Below are 25236 nucleotides of genomic sequence, written 5' to 3' on the forward strand. Positions count from 1 at the left end.
CCATGACGGCGGCCCACGGTCCAAAGCCGGAGTGAGGGCACACCGAGCCTAGGCGAGGTGCCGAGTGGTGGGGCAAGAGCGTTTTGCTTACTTTTGCGCTGTTCAAAAGTGAGCCGCTGTAAGAGCGGAACCAATCTCAGCCATCACCCAAAAACGGATATACCCCCAATCACCCAGCCACCAAATCCCCCACCCGTGCACTGCGCAAATACGTCTGATACAACGCCGCATAAGCCCCCCCACGATCAATCAACGCATCATGCGCCCCAAGCTCAACGACCTGCCCATGCCGAACCACAGCAATCCGGTCCGCATCCCGGATCGTCGCCAGCCGATGGGCAATGATGATCGCCGTACGCCCCAGACACAGCCTGCGCAACGCCCGTTGAATCCGCCGCTCCGTGTGAATGTCCACCGCCGAAGTCGCCTCATCCAGCACCAGCACCGCCGGGTCCGCCAGATACGCCCGCACCAGGCAAACGAGCTGCCGCTGCCCATGACTCAAATGCGCCCCCAAAGGCCCAACCTCGGTGTGATACTGATGCGGCAACCGCTCCAATACCTCATCGGCGCCCAGCTCCCGGGCCGCCGCGACCAGGGTCGCGTCATCCGCCAACGGCGCCGCCAACCGCAAGTTGTCGAGAATGCTCCCGCTGAACAACACATTGTCCTGCAACACCACCCCGACATTGCGCCGCAACGCATGCTGGGCCAGCTCCCGCACATCAATCCCGTCCAGCCGCACCACGCCCGACTGCACCTCATAAAACCGCGTGAGCAACTGCACCAGCGTGCTTTTCCCATGCCCCGAAGGCCCGACAATCGCCAACACCTCACCCGCAGGAATATGCAAATCCAGCCCATTGATCACCGGCGCCTGCGCACTTGGCACATAACTGAAACCCACCTGCTCGAACCGCACCTCACCCCGCGCTCGGCCCAAATGGCGCGGTGTAGCGCTGTCGGTAATCTGCGCCTGGGTATCGAGCAACAGGAAAATCCGCTGCGCCGACGCCGATCCGGTGGCGTAGCGTTCAAACAGGTCCGACAGCTCCTGCAACGGCCCCAAGAATAGGAACACGTAAAACAGACTTTCGGCCACTTGCCCGACCGACACTTCACCGGCCGCCAGCCCATAGCCGCCCACCAGCAATAACAAGGCGATTCCCGCCGAACTCAGCAGCGCCGTAAAGGGCGCAAACCACCCCGAGCGCAAGCTGCCGCGAATCAGTGCATGGTTGAAGTCATCCAACAGCCCGCGATAACGCCGCAGGTTCGGCGTCTCCTGGGCGCACTGCTGCAGCATCCGCGCGCCGCTGACGCTTTCCACCAGGTGTGCGGTAAAACGGCTGCGGTTTTCCGCAACCCGCGCCCAGTTGCGCTGGGAGATCCGCTTGAAACTCCAGGTCGCCAGCACCAGCAACGGTACGGTGGCCACCAGGCTGAGGAAGAAACGCGGGTCGATACGCCACAACATCACCGATGCCAGGCCACAGCGCAGCAAGGCACCGAGCAGTTCAGGCGGGCCCTGGATCACCAAGGGTTCGAGGGCGTCCACGTCGCGGTCAACCCGGGAAATGATCCGCCCGGCACGGGTCTGGTCGAAGTAGCTGACGCTCAAGCCCTGGACATGCGCAAACACCTGCACCCGCAGGGCGTTCAGGACGCGGATCGCCGCGCCACCGGCAACAAACTGCGAGACCCCGGCCAGCAGGAATCGCACCAGCCAACTGGCGGCCAGCCCCACGCCCAGCCATAGCACCAGGCGCTCGTCCAGCAGCCAGTGGTCGGCCTGCTGAATCAAGCCACGGTCCAGCAGTTCACGCACGAACCAGGGTCGCAAAAACACCGTGAACACCAGCAACAGCTCAATGCCGATCACCGCGAAAATCGAGCGGCGGATTGGCCTGAGCAGCGGCAGCAAGCGTTTGAACATGCTGCGGTCGAGGGCCTTTTTCGCGAGCATTTCTTCAATTTCGATATCGCTCAAGGCTTTGCCGGCGATTGGATTAGCCATGGTCGATCCCCAGCAGGTCGCGGTAGTGCGGGTTGGTGTGTTGCAGTTCGGCGTGGGTGCCTGTGGCGGCGATTTTGCCGTCCGCGAGCATCAGCACCCGGTCGGCCAGGAGGATGGTCGACAACTTGCTGGAGATCACCAGCACGGTGGTACCGCGCAGTTCTCGCAGGTTGTTCAGTACGTGCCGTTCGCTGATGGCGTCGAGGGCGCTGGTGGCGTCGTCCAGGCACAGGATGTCCGGTTGGCCCAGCAGCGCCCGCGCCAGGCACAGGCGCTGGCGCTGGCCGCCGGACAAGGTCACGCCACGATCACCCAGCGGCGTGGCCAGGCCGTGGGGCAGGCGCAGCAAGATGTCGTCCGCTGCGGCGAGGCGCAGGGCTTCAAGCAATTGCTCATCAGTGGCGTCGGGAGCGTTCAGGCGCAGGTTGGCGGCGAGGCTGCCGGCGAACAGGAAGCTCTCTTGCGGCACCACGTGCACCCGTTGGCGCAACGCACCGAGGTCAAGTTCGCGAATGTCTTGCCAGCCAGCGCCGTCATGGCCCAGCAGCACGCGCCCGGTGCTCACATCAGTGAGGCGTGGCAACAGGCTGGCCAGCAGGCTTTTCCCGGTGCCGGTGGCGCCCACCAACGCGACAATTTCGCCGGGCACCAGGGCCAGCGAGCAGTCATGCAGAATGTCCCGCCCACCGCCGGGAGCGCTGACACTGACGTGCTCCAGGCGCAACCCCAGGGGCGAAGCGGGCAGGGTGGCGCTGCCGCTGCGTATCGCTGCGGGGGCGTCCAGCAGTTGCCAGATACGTTCGGCACTGGCCCGGGCATCGGCGAAGGTTTGCATCACCCGGCCAATGCCTTCGATGCGAAATACCAGGGTGGTGGCGATCAGCAGCGAGGTCACCAGTTCACCGATGCCCAACTGACCGGCCGCCACCAGGTGGGCGCCGTAGACCAGGATCCACACATGGCCGAGGGCGACCACGGCCTGAGGCAGCGGAATGCGTGAACTGGAATAGGCCAGCGCCTGGCGGGCCAAGCCTGCGAACACTGCAACCTGTTCCGAAAAACCCTGGATACGGCTCTGCTCAAGGGCAAAGGATTTGATCACACGCACCCCGCCGATGCCTTCACTGAGGTCCTGGTTGACGCGGTCGTAGGCCGCGCCGACGCTGCGGTCGAGTTCAACCAGGCGTTCGGTTTGCAGCACGAAAATCCACAATCCGGTGACGGTCAGCAGCAGCGGTACCAAGCCCAGCCACGGGTTGTACCAGCTCAACAGGCCCACGGTGGCCAACACCACCAGCGGGGTTTCCACCACCTGGCGCCAGAAGGTGATCAGCGCGTCACGCACCTTGTCGGCATCGCGGGTGGTGCGGGTGATCATCTCGCCCATGCCGTGCTGCCAGTGATAACCCAGGTGCAGGCTTTGCACCTGGGCGAGGATGCGTTCGCGCAGGCGCGTCAGCAGTTCCTGGCTGAGCACCAGGGACATGACGCTGGCGGCGTATTGCAGCGCGCCACGGCCCAGGGCCACGGCGAGCATCAGCCAAAGCCAGTGCCAGCCAAGGCTGGCATCGAGGCTGCCGTCGGCGTGGCGGATCACTGCGCGACCGGCGCTGACATCGTTGACCGCATGGCCGATCAGCCATTGTTGCCAGACCAGGCCGAGGTTGATGGCCACGAACAGCCCGGCGACCAGAGCGAAGCGCCAGGGCATTTCACGGTAGATCGCCAGGCTGCGCAGAAGGGGGTGTCTTTCGATCATGAAAAGCTCATTGGGTTTATTGATCCTTCCCAAATTGTGGCGAGGGAGCTTGCTCCCGCCGGGTTGCGAAGCGACCCCAAAAACAGGGCCTGCTGCGCAGTCCAGCGGGACCAAGCTCACTCGCCACAGGGATGTGTTGGGCTGGTCTAGCGAGTGGTAGCGCCCTGGGTTTCCTTGGCATTGAGGATCGCCGTGTACTCCCCCGGATCAATCCCGTTCAGGTAGTAGTTGCCCACATGGTGCAAGCGCCAGCGAATCGGGTCGTGGGTGGTATGCACCCGGGCGTTGCGCCAGAACCGGTCGAGGTTCCATTTGCTCAGCGACGAACTGGCCCCCAGCAACGAGAAAATATCGCTGGAGATCTTCAACGAAGCGCTGTCCGAATGCGCCCGTGCCGTGGCCACCGACAGGATCAATTCGTCCTGCAGTTCCTTGTTCTCCGGGTCCAGCTCATGTGCGTCGAACACCCGCGCCGCATCCCGCAGCAGCGACTCGGCTGCACGCAGGGCCACCGCGTATTCACCGATCTGCTTGATGATGTGCGGCTCTTCATTGGCGTGGTCCACGCCGCTTTCCACCCAGGGCCGGGCGTTGTGCTTGAGGTACTCCACCGCCGCGGTCAGCGCGCCCGAGGCAATCCCGGTATCGATCGCCGCATGCAGGATCTGCGGGAAGGTCAGGCCGGTGCGTTTCATCGGGCCCTTGCGCTTCGAAACGAAGTCTTCATCCAGCTCGATATTGTCGAAATTCACCGTGCCGCTGACCGAGTTTTTCTGGCCGAAGGCTTCCCAGTCATCCACCAGGGTCAGGCCCGGTGCGTTGCGGTTTAGTAGCACGCCGGCGCCGCCGTCATCCGAGGCCGCGGTCAGGGAGATCCATTCGGCAAGGTAGGAACCGGTGGAGTAGAACTTGCTGCCATTGAGTACCAGCTTGCCATCTGCACGCCGCTCGACGCGGGTCTTGAGGGCGAACTTGTTCTTGCCGCCGACTTCCGCCAGGGCATTGCCAAAGCGCTTGCCGGCCAGCACATCGGCCACCAGGCGATCACGCACCGCATCCGGATAGCCGTTGAAGATGCCCCGCAGCATCACGTTGTGAATCTGCAGCAACTGGCCCACACCACCATCGGCCACCGAGACCAGGCGCACGGTTTCGACGATGGTTTGCACCGAGGCCCCCAGCCCGCCGAATGCCTTGGGCACACCGATGGCGGTCAGGCCGCTTTGGGACAGCAGTTGCGCCTGGCGCCACGGCAACTGGCCGTTCTGGCTGCTGTCGGCGGCAATCGCGGCGATCTCCACGGCGATCTCCTTGGCTGCGGCAATGGCTTCGGCCTCGCTGTGCAGTTGGCGTACCGGTACCTGTTCGAACGTACTCATAGTTTCTTCCCCTGATTTGGCCCGTGTGTTTAAGCCCCTCTGCAGGAGCCGGCTTGCCAGCGATGGACTCAAGTGCACCGCGTAAACCCGTCAGTACACGTCATCGTTAACCACCATCGCTGGCACGCCAGCTCCTACAGGGGATTGCGCTGGATGTCGGGCATTGAAGGTGCCTTGAGCAAGTTCTGCGCCAATGCCGAAAACCACCCCTGGCGGGGCCTGCGATAACGGAGTGTTGCTGGGGCAGCAGTGGCGAACGGGTGACTGCTGGGCCAGCAGCAGCGCTGCTGACAGGCCAGCAACAGTACTTCGACTCTTTGCGCCAAAGCCCTGCAAACCGGGGCTTTGGCCAATTGGCACGGCCTCTGCAATACCTCCATGGACTGCCTTGCCCAATTCAATGGAGCTGCCCATGACCCTTTCCGCGATCCTGCCCAAGCCAGCGCTTGAGCAGATCTGGTTTACCCGCTGCCCGGTACCGACCGCCTCCGGCATCGCCTACAAACTCGGTTGGCTGGGCGACGAATTCGCCGCCGACGGCCTGTCGGTCTCGACCTTGCAGGAGGCCCGTCAACTGGGCCATCACCACTACGATCACGAGCTGCCGGGGCTGTTTCGCGAAGGCGGTAATGTGCCGGCATTGGCCGCCCGTGCCGCCGGCGCGCCGAGCCGTTTGATCGGCCTGACCTGGATCGAGGAATGGCAAACCATCCTGGTCCGCCCGGACTCCGGCATCACGCGTCCCGAGCATTTGAAAGGCAAGCGCCTGGCCTTGCCGGCCTGGGGTGACAGCCGTCCGGGGAGCATCGCCCGGGCCATGAGCCTGCACGGTTACAAAGGCGCGTTGAGCCTGGCCGGCCTGGGCTTTGATGACGTGCAACTGGTGGAGGTCGCGCTGCACGATCAGGAGCAGGCGCCCAACCCACAGGAAGGTTTGCAACGCCTGTGGTCGGGCCTCGATTACCTGGCGCGCGGCGAAGTGGACGCGGTGTACGTCAAGGGCGCTTCGGCCGCCGACGCCGCGCGCCGTCTGGGCCTGGTGGTGGGCATCGACCTGGACCTGATCGCCGCGCCGCGCTACCGCATCAACAACGGCACGCCGCGCCCGATCACTGTCCACCAGAGCCTGCTGGACAACCACTTTGACCTGGTGGTGCGTTTCCTCGCACAAACCCTGAACGCGGCTGACTGGGCCGCGAACAATCGCGACGGCCTGAACGCGATTCTCGAAGAAGAAACCCGCGCCGGCAGTGCCGGTGTGGCCGAGGCCTATCGCGGTGATTTCCATACCACCCTGGCGCCGGACCTGTCGGCCGAGCGCCTGGATTTCCTCGGCATCCAGAAAGACTTCCTGTACCTGCACGGCTTCCTGGAGCGCGATTTTGCGATCGCCGACTGGGTCGACCCGCGCCCTCTGCAAGCTGCCCATGAACTGTTGGCCAAGCGCCGCGCCTGAACCCGGAGAAACTGCCATGACTGCCATTGTCCACGCCCAACCGATCACCCAGGAACTGCAGGCCTTTATCGACAAGGTCCTGCTGGAAGCCGAAGAAGCCTTCACGGTCTTCCGCGAAACCAACACCATCACCGCCAACGGCACCGTGGGCTTTATTGAGCGCGTGCCGGGCCAGGAACTGCTGGTGTCGGTCAACTACGGCGGCCCGTGGAACTACCGCAAGCCGCTGCAGGCCACCGTCACCGACTTTGCCGGCAACGTGATTGTCGGCAAGGGCAAGGGCGGCCTGGGGCGCTACACCAAGCTGTTCCAGCAGCATGCAGACGTGACCACCGTGTCCCACGTGCACTCGCCGTACCTTGGGGCCTGGGCCCAGACCCACCGCACGCTGCCGTTCCATTACGTGCCGGTGCAGCGTTACCAGTTGGCGCGGGAACTGCCGGTGTACATCGACCGTCGCCAGCAGGAAGTGGATTTCATCCTCGACAAGATCGCGGAAAACCCCTTCAACCTGGCGATCCTCGAAGCCAACGGCGGCTCCACGGTGTGGGGCAAGCAGGGGTTGCGGGCCACGGCTGAGTTCATCCTGTTGCTGGAGGAGGGCGCGCAACTGCAATTGCTGGCGGATGCCCTGGGCGGTTCGCGGGCATACGGGCCGGGGGTGTTGACCCAGCAGTGGAAGATGAGTGGGTTGTTTGAGCAAGCCACGGCGCTGGGCCTGGTCCCCGCCATCGACCGCAAAAACTGAACACACCCTTATCACGGTGACTGAAACCACCACGACCCCTGTAGGAGCCGGCTTGCCGGCGATAGCGGTGCATCAGGCGACATTCCTGTTGGATGTGCCACCGTTATCGCCGGTAAGCCGGCTCCTATAAGGGGCGGTTCCATTCAAGGATGTTGCCCCATGGCGGTAAAAATTCTCTGGTACCTCACCACCCCCGACGGCCCTTATCCCTGGGAGCCCGAAGGGCGCTGGAAGACCGACTTCCAGCACCTCAAGCAACTCGCGGTCGCCAGTGATCGCCTGGGTTTCTACGGCTCGCTGCTGGGCTCCAGCCCCAACGAAAGCCTGGCGGTGGCCGCCTCGCTGATCGACGCCACCCAGCGCCTGCGTTTCCTGGTGGCGCAACACCCGGGCGAGCTGTCACCGGCAGTCCTGGCCAAGTGGGCCCTGACCTTCGACCAATTCTCCAATGGCCGCCTGCTGTTCAACGTGGTCAATGGCAATGATGCGGGCCTGGCGACCCTCGGCGTGCATTACCCCCACGATGAGCGCTACGCCTTCAGCCTCGAATACTGGCGCGCCTTCCAGGGCTTCTATGCCGGCGATACTCGGGGTTATGACGGCCAATACGTCAAGCTCGCACCGCGTGCGCCCGGAGCGGCCAAGCATCCGCTGGGCGGCTGGCATCCGCCGTACCAGAAACCGGGCATCCCGCTGTGGGGCGCCGGCACCTCGGGGCCAGGGGTGGAACACTCGGTGCAATTGCTGGACGTGTACCTGAGCTTCGCCAATACGCCGCCGAAGCTGGGGGACAAGTTCCGCAAGGTCGCCGCCGAAGCCGCGAAGATCGGCCGTGAGCTGACCTTCGGTACCCGCCTGCAAATCATCGTGCGCGAGACCGAAGAAGAAGCCTGGGCCCACGCCGAGAAACTGCTGCAACGCACCTCGCTGCAAACTGCGCGCAATGCCATTGAGCGCCAGTTGCCACCCGGGGTGAGCTTCGAGGATTACCACAGCGACGACCCGCAAACCCAGCGCAACGTTGAGACCATTCGCGCCGGCCGCCTGCCCACGGCTCGCGAGCTGGAGATCTACCCCAACGTGTGGCTCGGCCCGAGCCTGTTCGGCTTCAACATCCTCGGCCCGGCCGCCGGCACTTACCTGGTGGGCAGCGCCGAACAAGTGGCCGAGCGTATCCGTGAGTACGAAGCCCAGGGCACCTCGGCGTTCATCCTGTCGGGTTTCCCGCTGATCGATGAGGCGCACCGGGTGGCAGACCTGCTGTTCCCGTTGCTCGACCTGGACCATGGTTTTGATGTGCCGCGTCTGAACGCCGTGCAGCAGCAAGAGGCGTAGCTGATGAGCGAAGGATTTTCCCGCCGAGTGTTTCTCGGCAACAGCCTGGCCATCGGCGGCGGCTTGCTGCTGGGTGGTTGTGACAGCGGGGCGGCGCCGGCGGCGGTGTTGTCGACCACACCGACCACCGGCGGACGCCTGCGCATCGGCATTATCGACGGCGACCAGTCCGGCAACCTCGATGCCCACAAGCCGGTGGGCGGCGGGATCATTCGCGGCTGGGCGCTGTACAGCAAGTTCTGGGAATGGAACACCGACGTCAGTACCCGCCTGGCCCTGGCCGAGTTCGCCGAGCCGAACGCCGATGCCAGCGCCTGGACCATCCGCATCAAGCCGGGCCTGGAGTTCCACCACGGCAAGACCATCGGCGCCGACGACATGCTGTTCTCGCTGCTGCGCCTCACCGATCCGAAACTTGCCTCGCCGTTTGCCGGACTGGTGGGCGCCATCGACCGCAATGCGCTGCGCAAGCTGGATGAGCGCACCATCGAAATCCGTTTCAAACAGGGCCAGAGCTTTTTCCCGCTGGATAAAACCCTGATCAGCTTCGGCGGCATCGTGCCCACCGACTACGACCCCATCACCAATCCGGTGGGGGCCGGCCCCTACAAACTCAAGCGCTTCGTGCCCGGCCAGCGCTCGCTCTACAGCCGGTTCGAGAATTACTACAAACCCGGCCAGCCTTATGCCGACGAACTGGAAATCATCGAATTCAAGGACCAGGTCTCGCGGGTGGCCGCATTGCGTGCCGGGCAGATCGATGTCGCCAGCGGCGTGCAGGCCGAGCACAGCGCGCTGCTCAAGGCCGACTCGCGCCTGTCGCTGTGCGTGTCGCCCAGCACCTCGTTTACCGGCTTCAACCTGAACCTGGCCAAGCCGCCGTTTGACGACGTACGGGTGCGCCAGGCGTTTCGCTTGCTGGCTGATCGGCAAGAGTTGGTGGACCGGGGCCTCAACGGTTTCGGGCGCATCGCCAATGACCTGTATTCGCCCCACGACCCCACCTACAACCACGACATTGCGCAGCGCCCCCATGACCTTGAGCAAGCGCGCTCGCTGCTGCGCCAGGCCGGGCAGACCGATCTGCGGGTGGAACTGACGACCCCGTCCGGCGCCGGCGTTAATGCCGCTTTGGTGTTTGCGCAACAGGCGAAGAAGGCTGGCGCGGAGGTTCGCGTTACCCAGGTCGACGGCGCGGTATTCAACGGCCCGCAGCGCGAGCAGTGGCAACTCTCACCGGGTTCGACCCCGGCCCGTGGCTTCCTCGCATCGGCGTTGCACAACGACGCGCCCTTGGCGATCTACAACCGCAGCAACTTCCATGACCAGCGTTTCGATGCGCTGTATCGCCAGGCCCTGGCCCAGCCGGATGTGCAATTGCGCAAAGGCCTGGTGCACGAGGCCCAGCAGATTCAACACGAACGCGGTGGCCTGCTGATCTGGGGTTTCAACGATGTGCTGGACGCCGCCTCGGTACGGGTCGGCGGCCTTGCGCCGGAACAGACCACCTTCGCCTCCTGGCGCTTTGACGAGCTGTGGTTGAACCATGTCTAAACCCCTGCGAACGCCGGCCTGGTTATCGTGGTTTATCGGCCGCCTGGGCTACGGCCTGCTCACCGCGTGGGTGATCAGCCTGGTGGTGTTTATCGCCACCCAGGCGCTGCCATCGGACCCGGCCCGGGTGATCCTCGGCCCCGACGCGCCACTGGAAAGCATCCTCACCCTGCAACATCAACTGGGGCTGGACCAACCGATCCTGCGGCAATATCTGCGCTGGCTCGGCTCGGCCCTGAGTGGCGACCTCGGGGTGTCACTGGATTCCAACGCGCCGGTCGGCAGCATCCTGTGGGGGCGTTTCGGCTACACCCTGGCGTTGCTCGCCGGGGTGATCGCCGTGGTGGTGCCGGCGGCGCTGGGCCTCGGTGTGTACCTGGCGCTGCGCCGCGACAGCCACCTCGACCGCTGGAGCCTGTCGTTGCTGATTTTCCTCAAGGCCACGCCGGGCTTTCTGTTGGCCATCGGCCTGGTGCTGCTGTTTTCCATGCCGCATATGGACTGGTTGCCGGCGGTGTCGATCCTCGACCCGGATCAGTCGCTATGGCGCCAGTTGCCGTTCCTGGCGCTGCCGGTTGTGGCCCTGAGCCTGTCAGCGCTGCCGTACCTCACGCGCATGGTGCGCGCCGCGATGATCGACGCGCTGGAGTCCGACTACGTGATCGCCGCACGGCTGCGGGGCATTCCCCATTGGCGGATCGTGTGGCGGCATACCTTGCCCAACGCGCTGGTCCCGGCGATCCAGGGCGTGGCGCTGACCTTGCGCACGCTGATCGGCGGCGCAGTGCTGGCCGAAGTGATCTTCAGTTACCCCGGCATCGGCACCGCGCTTAACGCGGCGATCCAGATGCGCGACTTGCCGATGATCCAGGCCATCGTGCTGGTGATCACCCTGGCGGTGGTGCTGATCAACCTGTTGGCCGACCTGTTGACGGTGCTGCTCACGCCCAAGCTGCGCACGGCCCGTCGCGTGACCCTGATTTCGCGCAACCGCCGGGGCATCACCCCGTGGTGGCGGCGCTCCCGAGGTGATGCATGAGCAAGACGCGAATTTCCCACTGGCTGGCCGAACCGCAAACCCGCAAGGGCGCGCTGATCACCTTGCTGGTCATTGCCGTGGCGCTGTTCGGTCCGTTGCTGGCGCCCCATGGCTCGACGGACATGGTCGGGCCGGTGTACGGCGCGCCCACGGGGTGGGCGCTGCTCGGGTATGACTTCCTGGGGCATGACGTGTTGTCGCGGCTGCTCAGCGGCGGCCTCTCGGTGCTGTGGATGTCCGTGGCGGCGGCGAGCATTGCCCTGGCCGTCGGCAGCTCCCTCGGCTTGCTTGCGGGGCTGTCGCGGCGGCGCCTGGACCAGTTGATCACCTGGCTGGCGGACGTGTCCCTGGCGTTCCCCGACCTGATTCTGGTGCTGTTGATTGTCTCGATGCTCGGCCGCGCGCCGTGGTTGATCGTGCTCACGGTGTCGATTGCGTTTATCCCGGGGGTGATCCGCCTGGCGCGGGCCAGCGCGGTGGCAGTGGCGGGGCAGGAGTTTGTCGAGGCCGCGCAGATGATGGGCTACTCGCGGCGGCGGATCCTGTTCAAGGAAATCCTGCCGAACATCCTTACGCCGTTGCTGGTGCACTTTGGCAACATGCTGACCTGGGGGGTGGGCATGCTCTCGGGCCTGAGCTTCCTCGGTTATGGCGTGGCGCCGCCGACGGCGGACTGGGGCTTGATGATCAATGAAAACCAGGCCGGGTTGCTGGTGCAGCCCTGGGCGGTGTTGGCCCCCGCCGTGCTGATCGGCGTGTTTGCCTATGGCACCAATATCCTCGCTGAAGGCATCGGCCGCAGCAGCGCACGCCTGGGAGAAAAACAGCCATGAATGCAATCGCGCAGATGACGACGACGGTGCTGCAGGTCAGTGGCTTGCGGGTTGAATTGGCGGGGCAGGTGGACGTGTTGTCCGGCGTGTCCTTCAGCCTGGAAGCCGGGGAAATCCTCGGGCTGGTGGGTGAGTCGGGGTCCGGCAAGACCACCTTGGCTACCGCGCTGCTGGCCCATGCCCGACGCGGCGCACGGATTGTCGGTGGCCAGGTGCATGTCGCGGGCCAGGCGTTATTGGGCCTGGAAGGTGAAGCGTTGCGCCGTGCCCGTGGCAGCCTGATCGGTTATGTCGCCCAGGACCCGGCCACGGCGCTCAACCCGGCGTTGCGCATTGGCAGCCTGTTGGATGAAACCCTGGCGGTGCATCAACTGCGCCTGGACAAGGCGGCGCAGCGACAGCGCATCATTGAAACCTTGCGTGATGTCGGCTTGCCGGATGACCCGCAGTTCTTGCGCCGTTTCCCTCATCAACTGTCCGGCGGCCAGCAACAGCGAGTGATGCTGGCCCTGGCGTTTGTCCTGCAACCGCGGCTGATCGTGCTGGACGAACCGACCACCGCCCTGGACGTCACCACCCAGGCGCATATCCTCGCCACCTTGCGCCGCTTGTGCAAAAGCCAGGGCGTGGCGGCGGTGTATGTGTCCCATGACCTGGCGGTGATCAAGGACCTGGTGGACCGGGTGATGGTGATGTACGCCGGGCGGATTGTTGAAACGGCTACTCGGGACGCCTTGTTCAGTCGGCCATCCCATCCCTACACCCGGGGCTTGTTGGCGGCGATTCCCGATGTGGCCGGGCGCCGTGAATTACGGGCGATTGGCGGGCATGCCCCGGCGCCTGGGCAGCGGCCTCAAGGCTGTGGCTTCGGGCCGCGGTGCGAGCGTTTTCGGGCAGGGTGTTCGCAGCAGGAACCGCTATTGCAGCCGCTGTCGCCAGGGCATGAAGTGGCGTGTCTTGCACCCCATGGTCAGCCGTTGCAGCGCATCGCCCTGGCGCCGATTGCTGCGGTGGACGCGCGCACCGACAAGGCCTTGCTGGAAATCAGCGGGTTGAACGTGGCGTACGACCGCCAGGTGCTGTTTGACGTGTCCCTGCAATTGCTGCCGGGGGAGTGCCTGGCGCTGGTGGGCGAGTCCGGTTCCGGCAAGACCAGCCTGGCGCGGGCCGTTGCCGGGTTGGGGGAGAATGCCGAAGGCGAGCTGCGTTACGCGGGGCAACCGCTGCCGTTACAGGCACGGCAGCGCGAGGCGGGCTTGCGGCACCAGATTCAGTACATCTTCCAGAACCCGTACCGGGCATTGAATCCCCGGCAGACGGTGTACCAGACCTTGAGCGCACCGCTGGAGCACTTCTTTGCGGTTAAAGGCAGTGCCGCGCGTGAGCGGGTGGAGGCGGTGCTCAAGCGGGTGTCGCTGCCGGCTTCGGTGGGCGAGTTGTATCCCCATAGCCTGTCCGGCGGTGAGCGCCAGCGCGTGGCAATTGCCCGGGCATTGCTGTGCGAACCGAAGCTGCTGATCTGCGATGAAATCACCTCGGCGCTGGACGTCTCGGTGCAGGCGTCGATTCTGGATTTGCTGCGCCAGTTGCAGCGGGACGGGTTGACGTTGCTGTTCGTCACCCATGACCTGGGCGTGGTGCGGGCGATTGCCGACCGGGTGTTGGTGCTGAAGGTCGGGCGGGTGGTGGAGCAGGGCGCGGTGGATAGCGTGCTGGATCAGCCGCAGGCGGCGTATACGCAGACGTTGCTTGAGCATTCGCCATCGCTGGGCTGATTGGCACTGCTGCGCAGTGATCGCCGGCAAGCCGGCGCCTACGGTAAAAGGCGCACACCTGTAGGAGCCGGCTTGCCGGCGATAGCGGAGGCCGCCTTTACGCGGCCTTGCGGCGCCGAGCCTCTTCGCGCACCGCCGGGATGATCCACCGCCCATAATCCACGGTGTCATACAGCGGGTCGTACCCCCGGTTCAAAAACGTCGTGACCCCCAGATCCACATAATCCAGCAGCGCCTGGGCCACGGTCTCCGGTGTGCCCACCAATGCCGTGGTGTCGCCATACGCCCCAACGGCCGTCGCCGTCGGCATCCACAACGCGCGGTCATGCCGATCGCCTAAAGCCGCCGCTGCCAGCAACCGTTCCGATCCCGTTCCCTTGATCCGCTTCTGCCACGGGCTGCCCGCCGCGAACTGCGGGTTGGCCTTGATCTGCTCCAGAATCTGCTCGGCCCGTTGCCAGGCCAGTTCCTCGGTCGCGCCCAAGATAAGGCGCACCGACAAACTCACCCTTGGCGCCTGTACACCCGCCGCACTGGCCGCCGCCTTGAGCTTGGCAATCTGCTCCGCCACACCGCTCAACGGTTCGCCCCACAGCGCATACAGGTCCGCATGCTTGACCGCAATCTGGTAGGCAATGTCCGACGAGCCGCCAAACGAAATCGGGATATGCGGCTGTTGCAGCGGCTTGACCGGGGAAAACGCGCCCTTGATGTTGAAGTACTTGCCCTCGAAGTCGAAAGGCTCCTCGGCGGTCCAGGTGCGCCGCACGATCTCCAGGTATTCGTCGGTGCGTTGGTAGCGCTCGGTCTTGTCCAGCAGGAAGTCGCCTTCCTGGGGTTCGGCGGTGATGCCGGTGATGGCATGCAGGCGAATGCGCCCGCCGCCGGTGGTGTGGTCCAGCGTGGCAAACGCGCGGGCTGCGACCGTCGGCGCAGTGAGCCCCGGGCGGTGGGCGATCATGAAGCCCAGGCGCTCGGTGTGCGCCGCCGCGTAGGCGGCGATTTGCAGGCTGTCGGCGCTGCCGGGCCCGCTGGCGATCAGTACCCGGTCAAAGCCTGCGTGTTCATGGGCGCGGGCGTGGTGGCGGATAAAGTCGAGGTCGAAATCCGGGCTGCGCACGCCACGGGTCTCGGACCATTGGCGGGGGAAGATCATGCCGACAAATTCAATGGACATGCTGGGGCTCCTTTGAGGGTTAGAACTGGTAGTCGACCTGGGCCAGCAAGGTGCGGCCCGGCATCGGTTGCAGGAAGGTGTTGGTGGAGCCGGCCAGGCCGCTGACGAAGTTCAGTTCGTTGGTCAGGTTCAGCACGCGCAAGGTGGTGCTCCACTGCGGCTGGCGGTAGTACACGGCAAGGTCGAGGTTGTATTCGTTGGGGATCTTTACGGTCTTGCTCAGGTTCAGGTACCAGTTGCTGGTCCACCAGCCGGACAGCTCGGCGCCAAAGCCCGAGTCGAAGCGGTAGTCGACGTAGCCACTGGCGGTGTATTCGGGAATCTGCACCGCGTCGAAACGCCCGGAAGGTCGCTGGTTGAGGCTGTTGTTATCGCCGAACACCGTGCCGTTGTCGGGCACGAACCCGGCCGATGCAAATCCCGCCTGGGAGGTGAATTCGTTGTAGGCATTGAGCTTGGACAGGTTCAGGCCGCTGCGCAGGTGGTCATCCGGCTGATAGCGCACGGTGGCTTCCACGCCCTTGATCACCAGCCGCGCGATGCTGTTGTTGCTGTCTGGCGCCTGGTCCCGAGCCTGCTTGAACGCGGCCAGGGTCATGAACAATTGGTTGGGCACCGCTTCGACCTTCACGCCCACTTCGTGCAACACGCTCAGGCTTTGGAACGCCAACGGGTTGAGCTGGTTGGCGCCACTGCCGCTGCCCCAGCCCAGGCCGTTGGAGAAGAACCCGGTGTTGACCGCCAGCGAGCGATCGAAGGTGTAGTACAGCGTGGTGTTTTCCGTGGGCTTGACGTAGGGGCTGACCTGGAACGCGAACAGCCGGTAGTTGTCGCTGTCCTTGCGCGGGTTGCCGCCGGCGAGCACGAACGGGTTGTCGATCTCGGCCTCGATCCAGCTGCGGCTGGCACCGATGTTCAGGCCGAAGTAGTCGCCGTACTTGAGGTTGTGCTGGCTGAACAGGGTCTTGGTGGTCCAGGTGCTTTCGGCGGTGTAGGGCGCTACAGACTCGGCGTAGAGCCCGTGCCCGGCCGGGTACATCGGTGGCAGGTTCAGCCAGCCGTAGTAGTTGGAATACTGCGGCACGCCGGGCTGGCCGATCCATGCGCCATTGCCGCCGGCGGGGTTGGCACCGGTAAGGCCCAGCAGGTCGCCGGGGTTCTTGCCCGAGGGGTTCTGGGTCAGGTCATAGGCGTTGATGGTGGAGCCGAAGCTGTTATTGGCCGCAATCGATTGGTTGAATTCGCGGCGATAGATCAGGCCGGTGTTGCTGTCATCCCGCAGGGTCCAGCCGCCCAGGCGGGTTTCATTGCGCGAGCGGAATTCGAAGCGGTTGTCGAAGATGTTGTCTTTGGACTGCACCTGGAACGAACCCACGGCATCGGTGATGTCCTTGGAGCGTTCGTAGAACGTGCTGTTGGCCAGCGTGATGGTGGGCGACAAGTCGGCCTCGACGCGCAGTTGCGTGGTAAAGCGCCGGGAGCTGCTTTCGTCTTCCTTGCGTTGCCCGGTTTGCGAGGACAGCGAGCGTTCGCCGTTGCCCGCCAGCGTCGGGTCATACACCCAGCCCCGCAGGCTGCCGGGGTTGCTCTGGGTGTTGGGCGAGGCGGTCTGGAAGCTGCCGTCCACCACGCTGTATTGGCCCTGGGCATTGCGCTGGCGCTTGACCCAGCCGAGGGTTGGCGCATCGGCGGCGCCAGAGGCCAGCACCGGCGACCACAGGGTGTTGCCGTTCTGGATAATCGGCGTGGCGCGCCCGGCGTAGTACTTGCCGTTGTCCACCAGGTCCTGGGTGGCGCGGTTCCAGCCGTGGGTGATGTTGTAGTCGTAGTAGTTGTCGTAGCTGGCGTTCCAGTCCACCCGCACGTTGTCGTTGCGCCAGGCGAGGGCGCCGTAGAACGCGTCGAAATTGTTGTCGACGTTGTCGTAGAAGTCCTGCTGGCGCTGCTTGGTGATGCTCAGGCGATAGGCCAGGTTGTCGTTCAGTGGCCCGGTATTGTCGATGCTGAATTTGTTGGAACTGCGGGACGTGCCGTCCGGTATCCACGAGCCCAGTTCACCGCTGAGCTTGGTCTTGAACTCATTGAAGTCGGGTTTCTTGCTCAGGTAGTTCACATAGCCGCCGCTGCCGGACACCGAACCGTAGGTGACCGACGACGGCCCGGCGACGATGTCGGCGCCTTCGTAGGCGTTGAAGTTCGCCGGGTGGCGCACGCCGTAACCGCGCTGGCCGTCCTGGAATACCTCGGAGCCCTGGGCGCGAAACTGCGGGGCGATGCCGGCGTTCTGGCCGCCGCCCCGGGTGATGCCGGGGGCGTATTTGACCAGGTCATCGGCGCTGCGGATCGAGTCGTTGGCCAACTGCTCGGCGTTGATCTGCACCACCGAACGCGGCGTGTCGAGGACCTTGGTCTCCGTGCCGCCGTACACCGACGTCGGCGGGCGGGTGGGCAGGGCATCATCATCGGACTGGCTGGCACTGGCCTGCACGGTCACGGTTTGCAGTTGGGTATCGGCGGCAAACGCCTGGATTGGCAGGCTTGCGGCCAGCAGCAGAGGTAAACGCAAGGCGATAGCGTGCATGGCAGAGGTGCCCCATAAAAAACAATGAAGAGCGCACGGTCCCTTGTAGGAGCCGGCTTGCCGGCGATGAGGCCCTTGGGCCCTGCGCCGGTCGACCGGACGCCATCGCCGGCAAGCCGGCTCCTACAGGGCGATGCGGTGTAAGTGGGTCAGGCCGTGTCTTTGAGCCAGAGCTTTTCAAAGCGCCAGGTGCTGAACAGCGACTCTTCCGACTGCGCCCCGCCGACGCGGGTGGAAACGCTGTCGAGCAAGTCGGCGTAGCCCCAGATCAGCATCCCGCCGCGCTCGTACTGGATCTGCTGGACCTGATGCACCAGGGCCTTGCGTTTTTCCAGGTCGGGCTGGGCCATGGCGGCCAGGAACAGCTCGCTGAATTGCGGGTCGTTGAAGTGGGTCTTGTTGGACACCGCAAACGGCGCGTCGGTATGGATCGCACTGGCCAGGAACGGCGCGCCGATGCTGCCGCCGGTGCTCAGGGTCCAGTCGTTTTTCAACGGGCCCTGGAAAGTCGCCAGGTCCACCTGCTTGACCTTCAGGGTCACGCCAATGCGCTTGGCCTGCTCGGCCAGCACCAGCGCCGAACTCAAGCCAGGCCCCGGAGTGGTGATCAATTCCACCTCGAGGTTTTCCTGGCCGGCGTCCTTGAGCAGTTGCGCCGCCCGTTGCGGGTCGTAGGGGCGTGGCCCGAGGTCGTGGTTGAAGGTCGGGTCGCTGGGCGCATACAGGTCATTGGCCACCCGGCCCTGGCCATTCAACGCGCGGCGCACCAGTTCTTCGCGGTCGGCCATCAGGCGAAACGCTTCGCGCACCCGTGGGTCGTTGAACGGCGGCTTGTCGAGGTTCATGTCGAACGACAGCCAGTTACCGGTCACCGAGGTGATCACCTTCAGGCGCGGGTCCTTTTGCAGGATCGGCAACTGCTCGGTGGGCATCACGTTGGCCATGTCGATTTGCCCGGAACGCAGGGCGGCCAGGCGCGAGACCTGATCCTTGAAGTCGATGATCTCCAGCTCATCGGCGTAGGGCTTGCCGTCCTTGTAGTAGTTCTCGAAGCGGGTAAACAGTGAGCGTTGGCCGGGGGTGAAGCTTTTGAGCTTGTAGGGGCCGGCGCCCACCGGGTTGGAGACCGGGTGGTAGTCCACCGGCACGATGCCGCCGAAATTGACCCAGGTTTCTGCCAGCGGCATGTAGCTACGCCCCTCCCGGAAGCTCAGGCGCACGGTGCGGTTGTCGAGCTTGACCAGGTTGTCGCGGTCCACCCAGTGCAGCAGCGCCGCGTAGGGCGAGGCCAACTGCGGGTCGGTGAGGCGGCGGATCGAGAAGATCAGGTCGTCGGCGTCGATGGTCTTGCCGTTGTGGAATTCCAGGCCGGGGCGCAGGCGCAGGGTCCAGCTGCTGGCGTCGGCATTCGGCTCCGCGAACTCGGCCAGAGCCAGGCGCGGCTGCATCTGCTCGTCCCATTCCCAGAGCTTGCTGTACAACGCAAAGCCGCGAACGATGCCGCTGCCAATGGGTTTGTGGGCATCGAGGTTGCCGCTCTGGTTGCCGTCGAGAATCCCCAGGCGCAGGCGCCCGCCGTAGCGGGGTTGATCGTTGCCGGTGATGTTTTTGGGCGTGTCAGCGGGGCCGCAACCGGCCAGCAGCAAGCCGCCGCCGACGGTCACGCTGTAGCCGAGAAAGTCCCGACGGCTAAGCAGTAGGCTCATGGCATCAGACTCCGGCCGGGCCGTTGGCGGAGCGCAGTTCCAACACCGGCTCCTGGGGACGACTCAACTCGGCGCGTTCACTGCGAAAGTGCGGCAGGATGTGCTCGCCGAGGCGGTAGGCTTCTTCCAGGTGCGGATAGCCGGCGAGGAAGAACAGGTCGATGCCGATGCTGTTGTACTCGCGAATCCGCGCCACCACGTTCTCGTAGCTGCCCACCAGCGCACAGCCCGGTGGAATACCGATGTAGCCAAAACCGGTCCATACATTGGGGTGGATGAAGAAGTCATCGAAGCCCTGGGTCTCGGTTTTTTCGCTGAAGCCGTGCTCGTAGCTGAGCTTGCGCGCCGTACGCAACCCGGCGTGGGCCGCCACGGCCTTGACCGCGCCGCGGGCGATGCCTTCGTCGAAGAAGCGTTTGGCTTCGGTGCGGGCCAGTTCTTCGGTTTCCCGGGTGATCACGTCAATCGACAGGCCGAAGCGAATGTCAGTGCGGCCCCACTTCAGCGCGCGTTCGCGCAGGTCGGCGATCAGGGCGGCGATTTCGTCCGGGTGTTCGGCGCGCATCAGGTAGAAGTCGGCGTGCTTGGCGGCAAACTCCCGGGCGGCGATGGATGAGCCGGCGGTACAGATCAGCGGCAGCTTGGCCTTCTTCAATGGCCCGCGCAGGCCACCACCGTCGGCCTTGTAGAACTTGCCGTCGTAGTGGAAGGACTCGTTGTGCCAATAGCCCTTGACCACGTCCATGAATTCGGTGGCGCGTTCGTAGCGTTCATCGTGGTCGCTGAAGTCGCCGACCTGGCGCTGGATCACGTCCGAGCCGCCGTTGATGATGTTCCACACCAGGCGGTTGCCGGTGGCCCGCTGGTAGGTCGCCGCCTGCTGCACCGCCACCCACGGGGTGTAGTGGTAAGGCTGGAAGGCGGTGACGAATTGCAGGGTACGGGTTTCCCGGGCCAGCAGCGCGCAGACGGTCCACGGTTCTTCGCCGGTGGGCGCGTTGACCATCAGTGCGCCGCCAAAGCCGTTGATCTCCGCAGCCCTGGCGATTTGCCCGAGGTAGTCGATGTAGGTGAAATGATCACCGACACTGAAGCCCGACACCGCGCCGGTGCTGGGCCCGCCGCGATGCCAGTCGCCCCGGTTGCGCGGGTCGCCGGGCAGGAACTGGGTTTCGCCGTGCAAGGGCAGGCGGGTAAAGAATTCGATGCTCATGCAAGCCTCCTGCTTATTGCGCGGTGGGGGCGCAGATCGGGGTGATCGGCTGGTCGTTGATGACTTTGTGGGCAAACGGGATCGAGTCCTTGAGCGATGCATTGACCGTGGCACTGTGGCCCAGGCCTTTGTACAGGTGGCCTTCGACGATGGAGCCAGCCTTGCAGGCGTCCTGCATCAGCTTGACCTGGGTCGCGGCGGCCGGCGTGGTGTCTTCGGCGCCGGTGCCGATGAAAATCGGCTTCGAGGTTTTCAGCGTCGGGTAAGACACCTGCGCCAGCCACGGCGCGAGTTGCTTGCCCTTGTAGTCTTTCTTGGTGTTGGCGATGCTCAGGCCGAGGCCTTCGACATCGCCTTCGAGGGCGAACAGGCAACTGGTACGGGCCTGCTCGAAAATCGGCAGGGCCTTGTCGGTATAGAAGTCGGCGGGGTTGATGCTCGGGTCGTATTGCTGGGCGGCGAGCAACGTGTAGAAGCCGTAGGCCAGGGTGGGATCGACCTTGTTGCGCACTTCCTCGCTGGGGTTCTTCGCGTAGTCGAGGGTGTAGATCACGCCGGTGCCGATGCTGCCTTTCACTCCCAGGTCCGGAGCGTAGGTGGCGGCATAGGCGGCTGCGGCGAAGGCGCCGGCACCGCCCTGGGACTGGCCGACGATCAGCACTTTGTCGGCCAGCCCGGGTACCCCGGCCACCACGGCCTTGGCGGCGTCGAGAATCCCGTAGGCGGCCATGCGGCTGTTCAGCAGCGGATGGCCACCGGGTACGCCGAGGCCCTGGTAGTCGGTGGCGACGACGGCAAAGCCTTCGGCCAGCCAGCGATTGAGGTAGGCCACGTCACGGTAGGAGCGACCTTGCCACGACGGCGCACACACATCCGCCACGCCCACGGTGCCATGGCCCCAGCTCGCCACTGGCCAACCACCGGCAGGCGGCGTGCCTTTGGGCAGGAACAACGCGCCGGACACCACGATCGGTGTCTTGTTATCGATGCCGTCGGTGGAGGTGTACAGGATGCGTTGGGCGCTGGCGGCATTGGCCAGGCTCAGGGTGTTGTCCAGCGGCTCGCTGCGCAGCAGTTTGCCGGGAACGGCCGGGATGGCTTTTTCCCAGGTGTAGAAAGCCGAGACGCGGCCATCACCTTGCAGCGGGTCAGGTTTGGGGGCGTAGGTGTCGGCAGCAAACACGCTCATGGACAGGGCCAGGACGCTGAGGCCGAAGGCAAAGGAGTGCGGCAGTTTCATGCTCAATTTCCCTATTACGGATTGGTGCTGACCTGGCCACGCAGGGCCGGCCAGTAGTCGGTGAGTTTCAGGTCGATCAGGGCCTGGTTGGTAAAGCCGGTGGCCAGTGACGGGCCGATGTCGTAGGTGTCGCGAATCAGGTGATTGGCCAGGGCGTAGGTGGTGAGGGCCTGGTAATGAGCCTTGAGTTGCTGGTCGCTTTTTGGCGCCCAGCGATCCTTCCAGGCCACCGGGTCGTTCTGGTCGTCGCGACGCAGCACGCTCTCGGCGGTGCCGGCGCGGGATGACAGTTGGTAATAGGCGTCCTGGTTCTGTGGCTGGGAAATCCACCACGCAGCTTTCACCCAGGCGGTGGCGAGCAATTGGGTGATATCCGGGTGCTGCTGTACGAAGGTCTCGGTGCCCCACAGGTCGGACACCAGCCGCCAGTCGTTGCTGCCTTGCTTGGTCGACCAGATGATCTTGCCCACGCCTTTGTCTTCCAGGGCATAGGCCTCGCTGAGCAACACTGCTGCGTCGACCTTGCCGGCAGACACAGCCGCGGCGCCGACTTGCGGGTTGAGGTTGGCAATCTTGAAATCGTCGAGCTTCATGCCCTTGCTGGCCAGGAAGTTGCTGAAGGCGAACTCCCATGGCCGACCGCGATGCAGCGCCAGGCGCTTGCCCTTGAGGTCTTCGATGGTGTTCGCGGCGGAGCCTTCCGGTACCACCAGGTAAATATTGTTGCCGCTGCCACCGGGCACGATCAGCTTGCCTGGTACGCCACCGGCGCCGGCAATTACCGAGGGCAGGTCACCGCGTACGGCGAAGTCCAGGCTGTTGTTGCTGAAGCCTTCGTTGATCTGCGGCCCGGCGCCGGCATGGGGCAGGGCGATCCACTCCAGCTTGACCCCGCGCTCACGCAGTTGCGCTTCGAGCCAGCCGTCTTCGATGACGCGCCCGGCGATGCCGCCGAACACCGGTTTGCCGCCCTGGGTGTAGGCGACGATCGCGATCTTCACCGACGCCGGTGGCGCCTGTTCGGCCAGCACGCCGGTGCTGACCAGCACAGCGAACATGGTGGCGATGCTGTTGCGCCAGAATCTTTTCATTGGGATCTCCCTGCTAAGTGATCGCGACCCCCTGTAGGAGCCGGCTTGTCGGCGAAAGCGTCCGTTTAGTCGGTGCAAGGCTTTAGGGCCTCTTCGCTGGCAAGCCAGCTCCTACAGGGCAGGTGGCGTTGAGAGGGAGAGAGCAGATTGCATGCCATCAGCCGAAAAACGCGCTGCACGCCTTGTAGAACGTGGCTTTGCGGGTTTTCGAAGGACTGCCTGGCAACGGCTTGGTGTTGATCTGCACACACGCAGGTGCTGGCTGATTGCTGCTCCAGCAGCAGGCGAGGTGCGATGTGTTGGCATATTCTTTTTGGGAATATATAAATATTAATTAATAATTAAATGGTATAGAAAACTTCATGCACTATTGACACGCGCTTTTACTGCCAGGAATGCACCATGTCGCTGATCACCCATCCCAATGCCCGTGAATTGACCAAGTCGGTGCGCGCCACCGTGCTGGTCTTCAAGGACCCGCGCTCACAGGAATTGCTGGCGCGTATCGAGCGCCTGGCCCCCAGTGAGGCCAACACCTTGATCATCGGCGAGACCGGCACCGGCAAGGAATTGGTCGCGCGGCATATCCATCACCTGAGCCGTCGCGGGCGTGAACCGTTTGTGGCGGTGAACTGCGGCGCCTTCGCCGAAACCCTGGTGGAAAGTGAGTTGTTCGGCCACGAGAAAGGCGCATTCACCGGCGCCACCACCCACAAGGCCGGCTGGTTCGAAGCGGCCAACGGCGGCACGCTGTTTCTGGATGAGATCGGCGATTTGCCGTTGAACATGCAGGTCAAATTATTGCGGGTGTTGCAGGAGCGAGAAGTGGTGCGCCTGGGCTCGCGCACACCGATTCCGATCAATGTGCGGCTGGTGGCGGCCACCAACGTCAACCTCGCCGACGCGGTGGTGGCGGGGCATTTTCGTGAGGATTTGTTCTACCGCCTGCACGTCGCCACCATCCGCCTGCCGCCCCTGCGGGAACGGCCCGGCGACATCCTGCCGCTGGCGGAATTTTTTCTTGAAGAGCACTGCCAGCGCCTCGGCTACAACCGCGCGTCACTGAGCATCGATGCCGAGCGCAAGCTGCTGGAACACAGCTGGCCGGGGAATATTCGCGAGCTGGAAAACGCCATTCACCATGCGTTGCTGGTGTGCCGCAATCAACTGGTGCAGCCGCCGGATTTGCACCTGGTGGACATGCGTTCTTCCGGCATTCGCCAGGACGAGGCGAACCAGGCCGCGCCTGCGATCACTGGGCCGGTGAGCCTGGAGGCGGCGCTCACTGCGTTGTTCGAACAGAACATTCCGGACCTCTACGAGCACATCGAAGAGACGATCTTTCGCGCGGCCTATCGCTATTGCCATGGCAACCAGTTGCAGACCGGGCGCCTGCTGAATATCAGCCGCAACATCGTGCGGGCGCGGCTGGAGAAGATCGGCGAGTTGGGCAAACCGGTGCTGCTCGACGGGCAGTGACGGGGGTGTTAGCGTTTCGGGCTTCTCTGATCTGTAGAGGGCTCGACGTTGATTCGACTGACCGATTACATCGCTGATTTTTCCCGTTCGCCGCTGGCACCCTGGGTGGATCTTGCGCCGTGGGAGTTGGTGACCCAGGCGCCGGAAATCGTTCGCAAATTGCTGGCGGGGCTTTCTGATGATGACTATGAGATTCATGACGAGATTGCCGTGCACCGTACTGCGGTCGTGGAGGCGGGCGCTGTTTTGAAATCGCCGCTGATCATCGGCGCCCACTGTTTTATCGCTGCCGGTGCCTACCTTCGCGGCGGTTGCTGGGTGGATGAATATTGCATCTTCGGACCGGGTGCCGAGCTCAAGACGTCCTTTGTCTTCAGCGGCAGCAAGTTGGCGCATTTCAACTTTGTCGGTGATTCGGTATTGGGCCGCGGGGTTAACCTGGAAGCCGGCAGTATCGTGGCCAACTACCGGAACGAGCGTGACGACAAGGAAGTGCAGGTGCGCATTGACGGGCAGTTGCAGCGCACCGGCTGTGACAAGTTTGGCGCGCTGCTTGGGGATCAGTCGCGGGTTGGAGCCAATGGTGTGTTGGCACCGGGAGCGGTGCTTGCGGCGGGTAGTGTGGTTAGGCGTGGGGAGGTTTTCGATTGTGAGGGGTAGGGGGTTTTTGGTGTACATATCCGTTAGTTGAGTAACGGCTGCTTATGGTTTCGCTCTTACAGCGACTCGCTTTGGAAAAGCCGGAATGCCGGCCCAGCCCAAAGTAAGCACAGGGCTCTGCCCCGCCTGTCGGCGCCTCGCTGTGGCTCGGGCTTATTGGGGCAGTCAGAGCCAGATCAAAATCAAAAGCAAGA

At 64.1% G+C, this 25236-nt stretch carries 18 protein-coding genes; 9 read left to right on the plus strand and 9 right to left on the minus strand.

Features of this window, described 5'->3' with window-relative positions; all coding sequences use genetic code 11:
* Nucleotides 1-169 precede the first annotated feature (169 nt).
* From HX807_RS23395 to HX807_RS23405, 3 genes are all read right to left on the minus strand, one after another.
* Entirely contained in the window at nt 170-2017 is a 1848-nt protein-coding gene (locus tag HX807_RS23395) for an ABC transporter ATP-binding protein (RefSeq protein WP_177051281.1), read from the minus strand.
* Entirely contained in the window at nt 2010-3776 is a 1767-nt protein-coding gene (locus tag HX807_RS23400; protein ID WP_177051282.1) for an ABC transporter ATP-binding protein, read from the minus strand. The genes HX807_RS23395 and HX807_RS23400 overlap by 8 nt, the downstream gene beginning before the upstream one ends.
* Before the next feature lie 146 nt (nt 3777-3922).
* Nucleotides 3923-5155 carry an acyl-CoA dehydrogenase family protein gene (locus tag HX807_RS23405; RefSeq protein ID WP_177021448.1) on the minus strand — a complete coding sequence of 411 codons (1233 nt, stop codon included), beginning with the start codon at nt 5153-5155 and terminating at the stop codon, nt 3923-3925.
* Between the two features lie 412 nt (nt 5156-5567).
* Here HX807_RS23405 and HX807_RS23410 point away from each other — a divergent pair, with 412 nt between their 5' ends.
* The 7 genes from HX807_RS23410 (at nt 5568) to HX807_RS23440 (ending at nt 13895) form a co-directional block, all read left to right on the plus strand.
* Nucleotides 5568-6611, plus strand: a complete 1044-nt coding sequence (locus HX807_RS23410; protein WP_177051283.1) for an ABC transporter substrate-binding protein — start codon at nt 5568-5570, stop codon at nt 6609-6611.
* Between the two features lie 16 nt (nt 6612-6627).
* Nucleotides 6628-7359, plus strand: a complete 732-nt coding sequence (locus HX807_RS23415) for a class II aldolase/adducin family protein (protein ID WP_003216972.1) — start codon at nt 6628-6630, stop codon at nt 7357-7359.
* Between the two features lie 159 nt (nt 7360-7518).
* Nucleotides 7519-8694: an LLM class flavin-dependent oxidoreductase gene (locus HX807_RS23420; RefSeq protein WP_177051284.1), complete on the plus strand. Its 1176-nt coding sequence runs from the start codon at nt 7519-7521 to the stop codon at nt 8692-8694.
* Nucleotides 8695-8697: 3 nt separating this feature from the next.
* The gene (locus HX807_RS23425; protein WP_177051285.1) at nt 8698-10248 is read left to right on the plus strand and encodes an ABC transporter substrate-binding protein; all 1551 of its coding nucleotides are present in this window, start codon (nt 8698-8700) and stop codon (nt 10246-10248) included.
* The gene (locus HX807_RS23430; RefSeq protein WP_177035535.1) at nt 10241-11287 is read left to right on the plus strand and encodes an ABC transporter permease; all 1047 of its coding nucleotides are present in this window, start codon (nt 10241-10243) and stop codon (nt 11285-11287) included. The genes HX807_RS23425 and HX807_RS23430 overlap by 8 nt, the downstream gene beginning before the upstream one ends.
* A complete protein-coding gene (locus tag HX807_RS23435) occupies nt 11284-12120 on the plus strand; it encodes an ABC transporter permease (RefSeq protein ID WP_177051286.1) in 837 nt (278 codons plus the stop codon). The genes HX807_RS23430 and HX807_RS23435 overlap by 4 nt, the downstream gene beginning before the upstream one ends.
* The gene (locus HX807_RS23440; protein ID WP_102605255.1) at nt 12117-13895 is read left to right on the plus strand and encodes an ABC transporter ATP-binding protein; all 1779 of its coding nucleotides are present in this window, start codon (nt 12117-12119) and stop codon (nt 13893-13895) included. Before HX807_RS23435 ends, HX807_RS23440 begins: the two co-directional genes overlap by 4 nt.
* Before the next feature lie 97 nt (nt 13896-13992).
* Here HX807_RS23440 and HX807_RS23445 read toward each other — a convergent pair whose 3' ends face one another.
* The 6 genes from HX807_RS23445 to HX807_RS23470 form a co-directional block, all read right to left on the minus strand.
* Complete coding sequence (locus HX807_RS23445) at nt 13993-15072, minus strand: LLM class flavin-dependent oxidoreductase (RefSeq protein ID WP_010171267.1); 1080 nt, start codon at nt 15070-15072, stop codon at nt 13993-13995.
* A 19-nt stretch (nt 15073-15091) separates the two neighbouring features.
* On the minus strand, nt 15092-17653 hold the full coding sequence (locus HX807_RS23450; RefSeq protein WP_087693862.1) for a TonB-dependent receptor plug domain-containing protein: 2562 nt from the start codon (nt 17651-17653) through the stop codon (nt 15092-15094).
* Between the two features lie 149 nt (nt 17654-17802).
* Entirely contained in the window at nt 17803-19359 is a 1557-nt protein-coding gene (locus HX807_RS23455) for an ABC transporter substrate-binding protein (protein ID WP_177051287.1), read from the minus strand.
* 4 nt (nt 19360-19363) lie between these two features.
* A complete protein-coding gene (locus HX807_RS23460; RefSeq protein WP_008430959.1) occupies nt 19364-20572 on the minus strand; it encodes an LLM class flavin-dependent oxidoreductase in 1209 nt (402 codons plus the stop codon).
* A 13-nt stretch (nt 20573-20585) separates the two neighbouring features.
* Nucleotides 20586-21812, minus strand: coding sequence for a S9 family peptidase (locus HX807_RS23465; RefSeq protein WP_177035539.1), 1227 nt, complete (start codon nt 21810-21812; stop codon nt 20586-20588).
* Nucleotides 21813-21826: 14 nt separating this feature from the next.
* Nucleotides 21827-22903, minus strand: a complete 1077-nt coding sequence (locus tag HX807_RS23470) for an ABC transporter substrate-binding protein (protein WP_177051288.1) — start codon at nt 22901-22903, stop codon at nt 21827-21829.
* 402 nt (nt 22904-23305) lie between these two features.
* Between HX807_RS23470 and HX807_RS23475 the strand changes: the two genes are divergently transcribed.
* The gene (locus HX807_RS23475; RefSeq protein WP_003216996.1) at nt 23306-24382 is read left to right on the plus strand and encodes a sigma-54-dependent Fis family transcriptional regulator; all 1077 of its coding nucleotides are present in this window, start codon (nt 23306-23308) and stop codon (nt 24380-24382) included.
* Nucleotides 24383-24430: 48 nt separating this feature from the next.
* Nucleotides 24431-25042: an LpxA family transferase gene (locus HX807_RS23480; protein ID WP_177008508.1), complete on the plus strand. Its 612-nt coding sequence runs from the start codon at nt 24431-24433 to the stop codon at nt 25040-25042.
* Nucleotides 25043-25236 lie beyond the last annotated feature (194 nt).

Source organism: Pseudomonas sp. D8002 (assembly GCF_013385695.1).
Lineage (GTDB): Bacteria > Pseudomonadota > Gammaproteobacteria > Pseudomonadales > Pseudomonadaceae > Aquipseudomonas.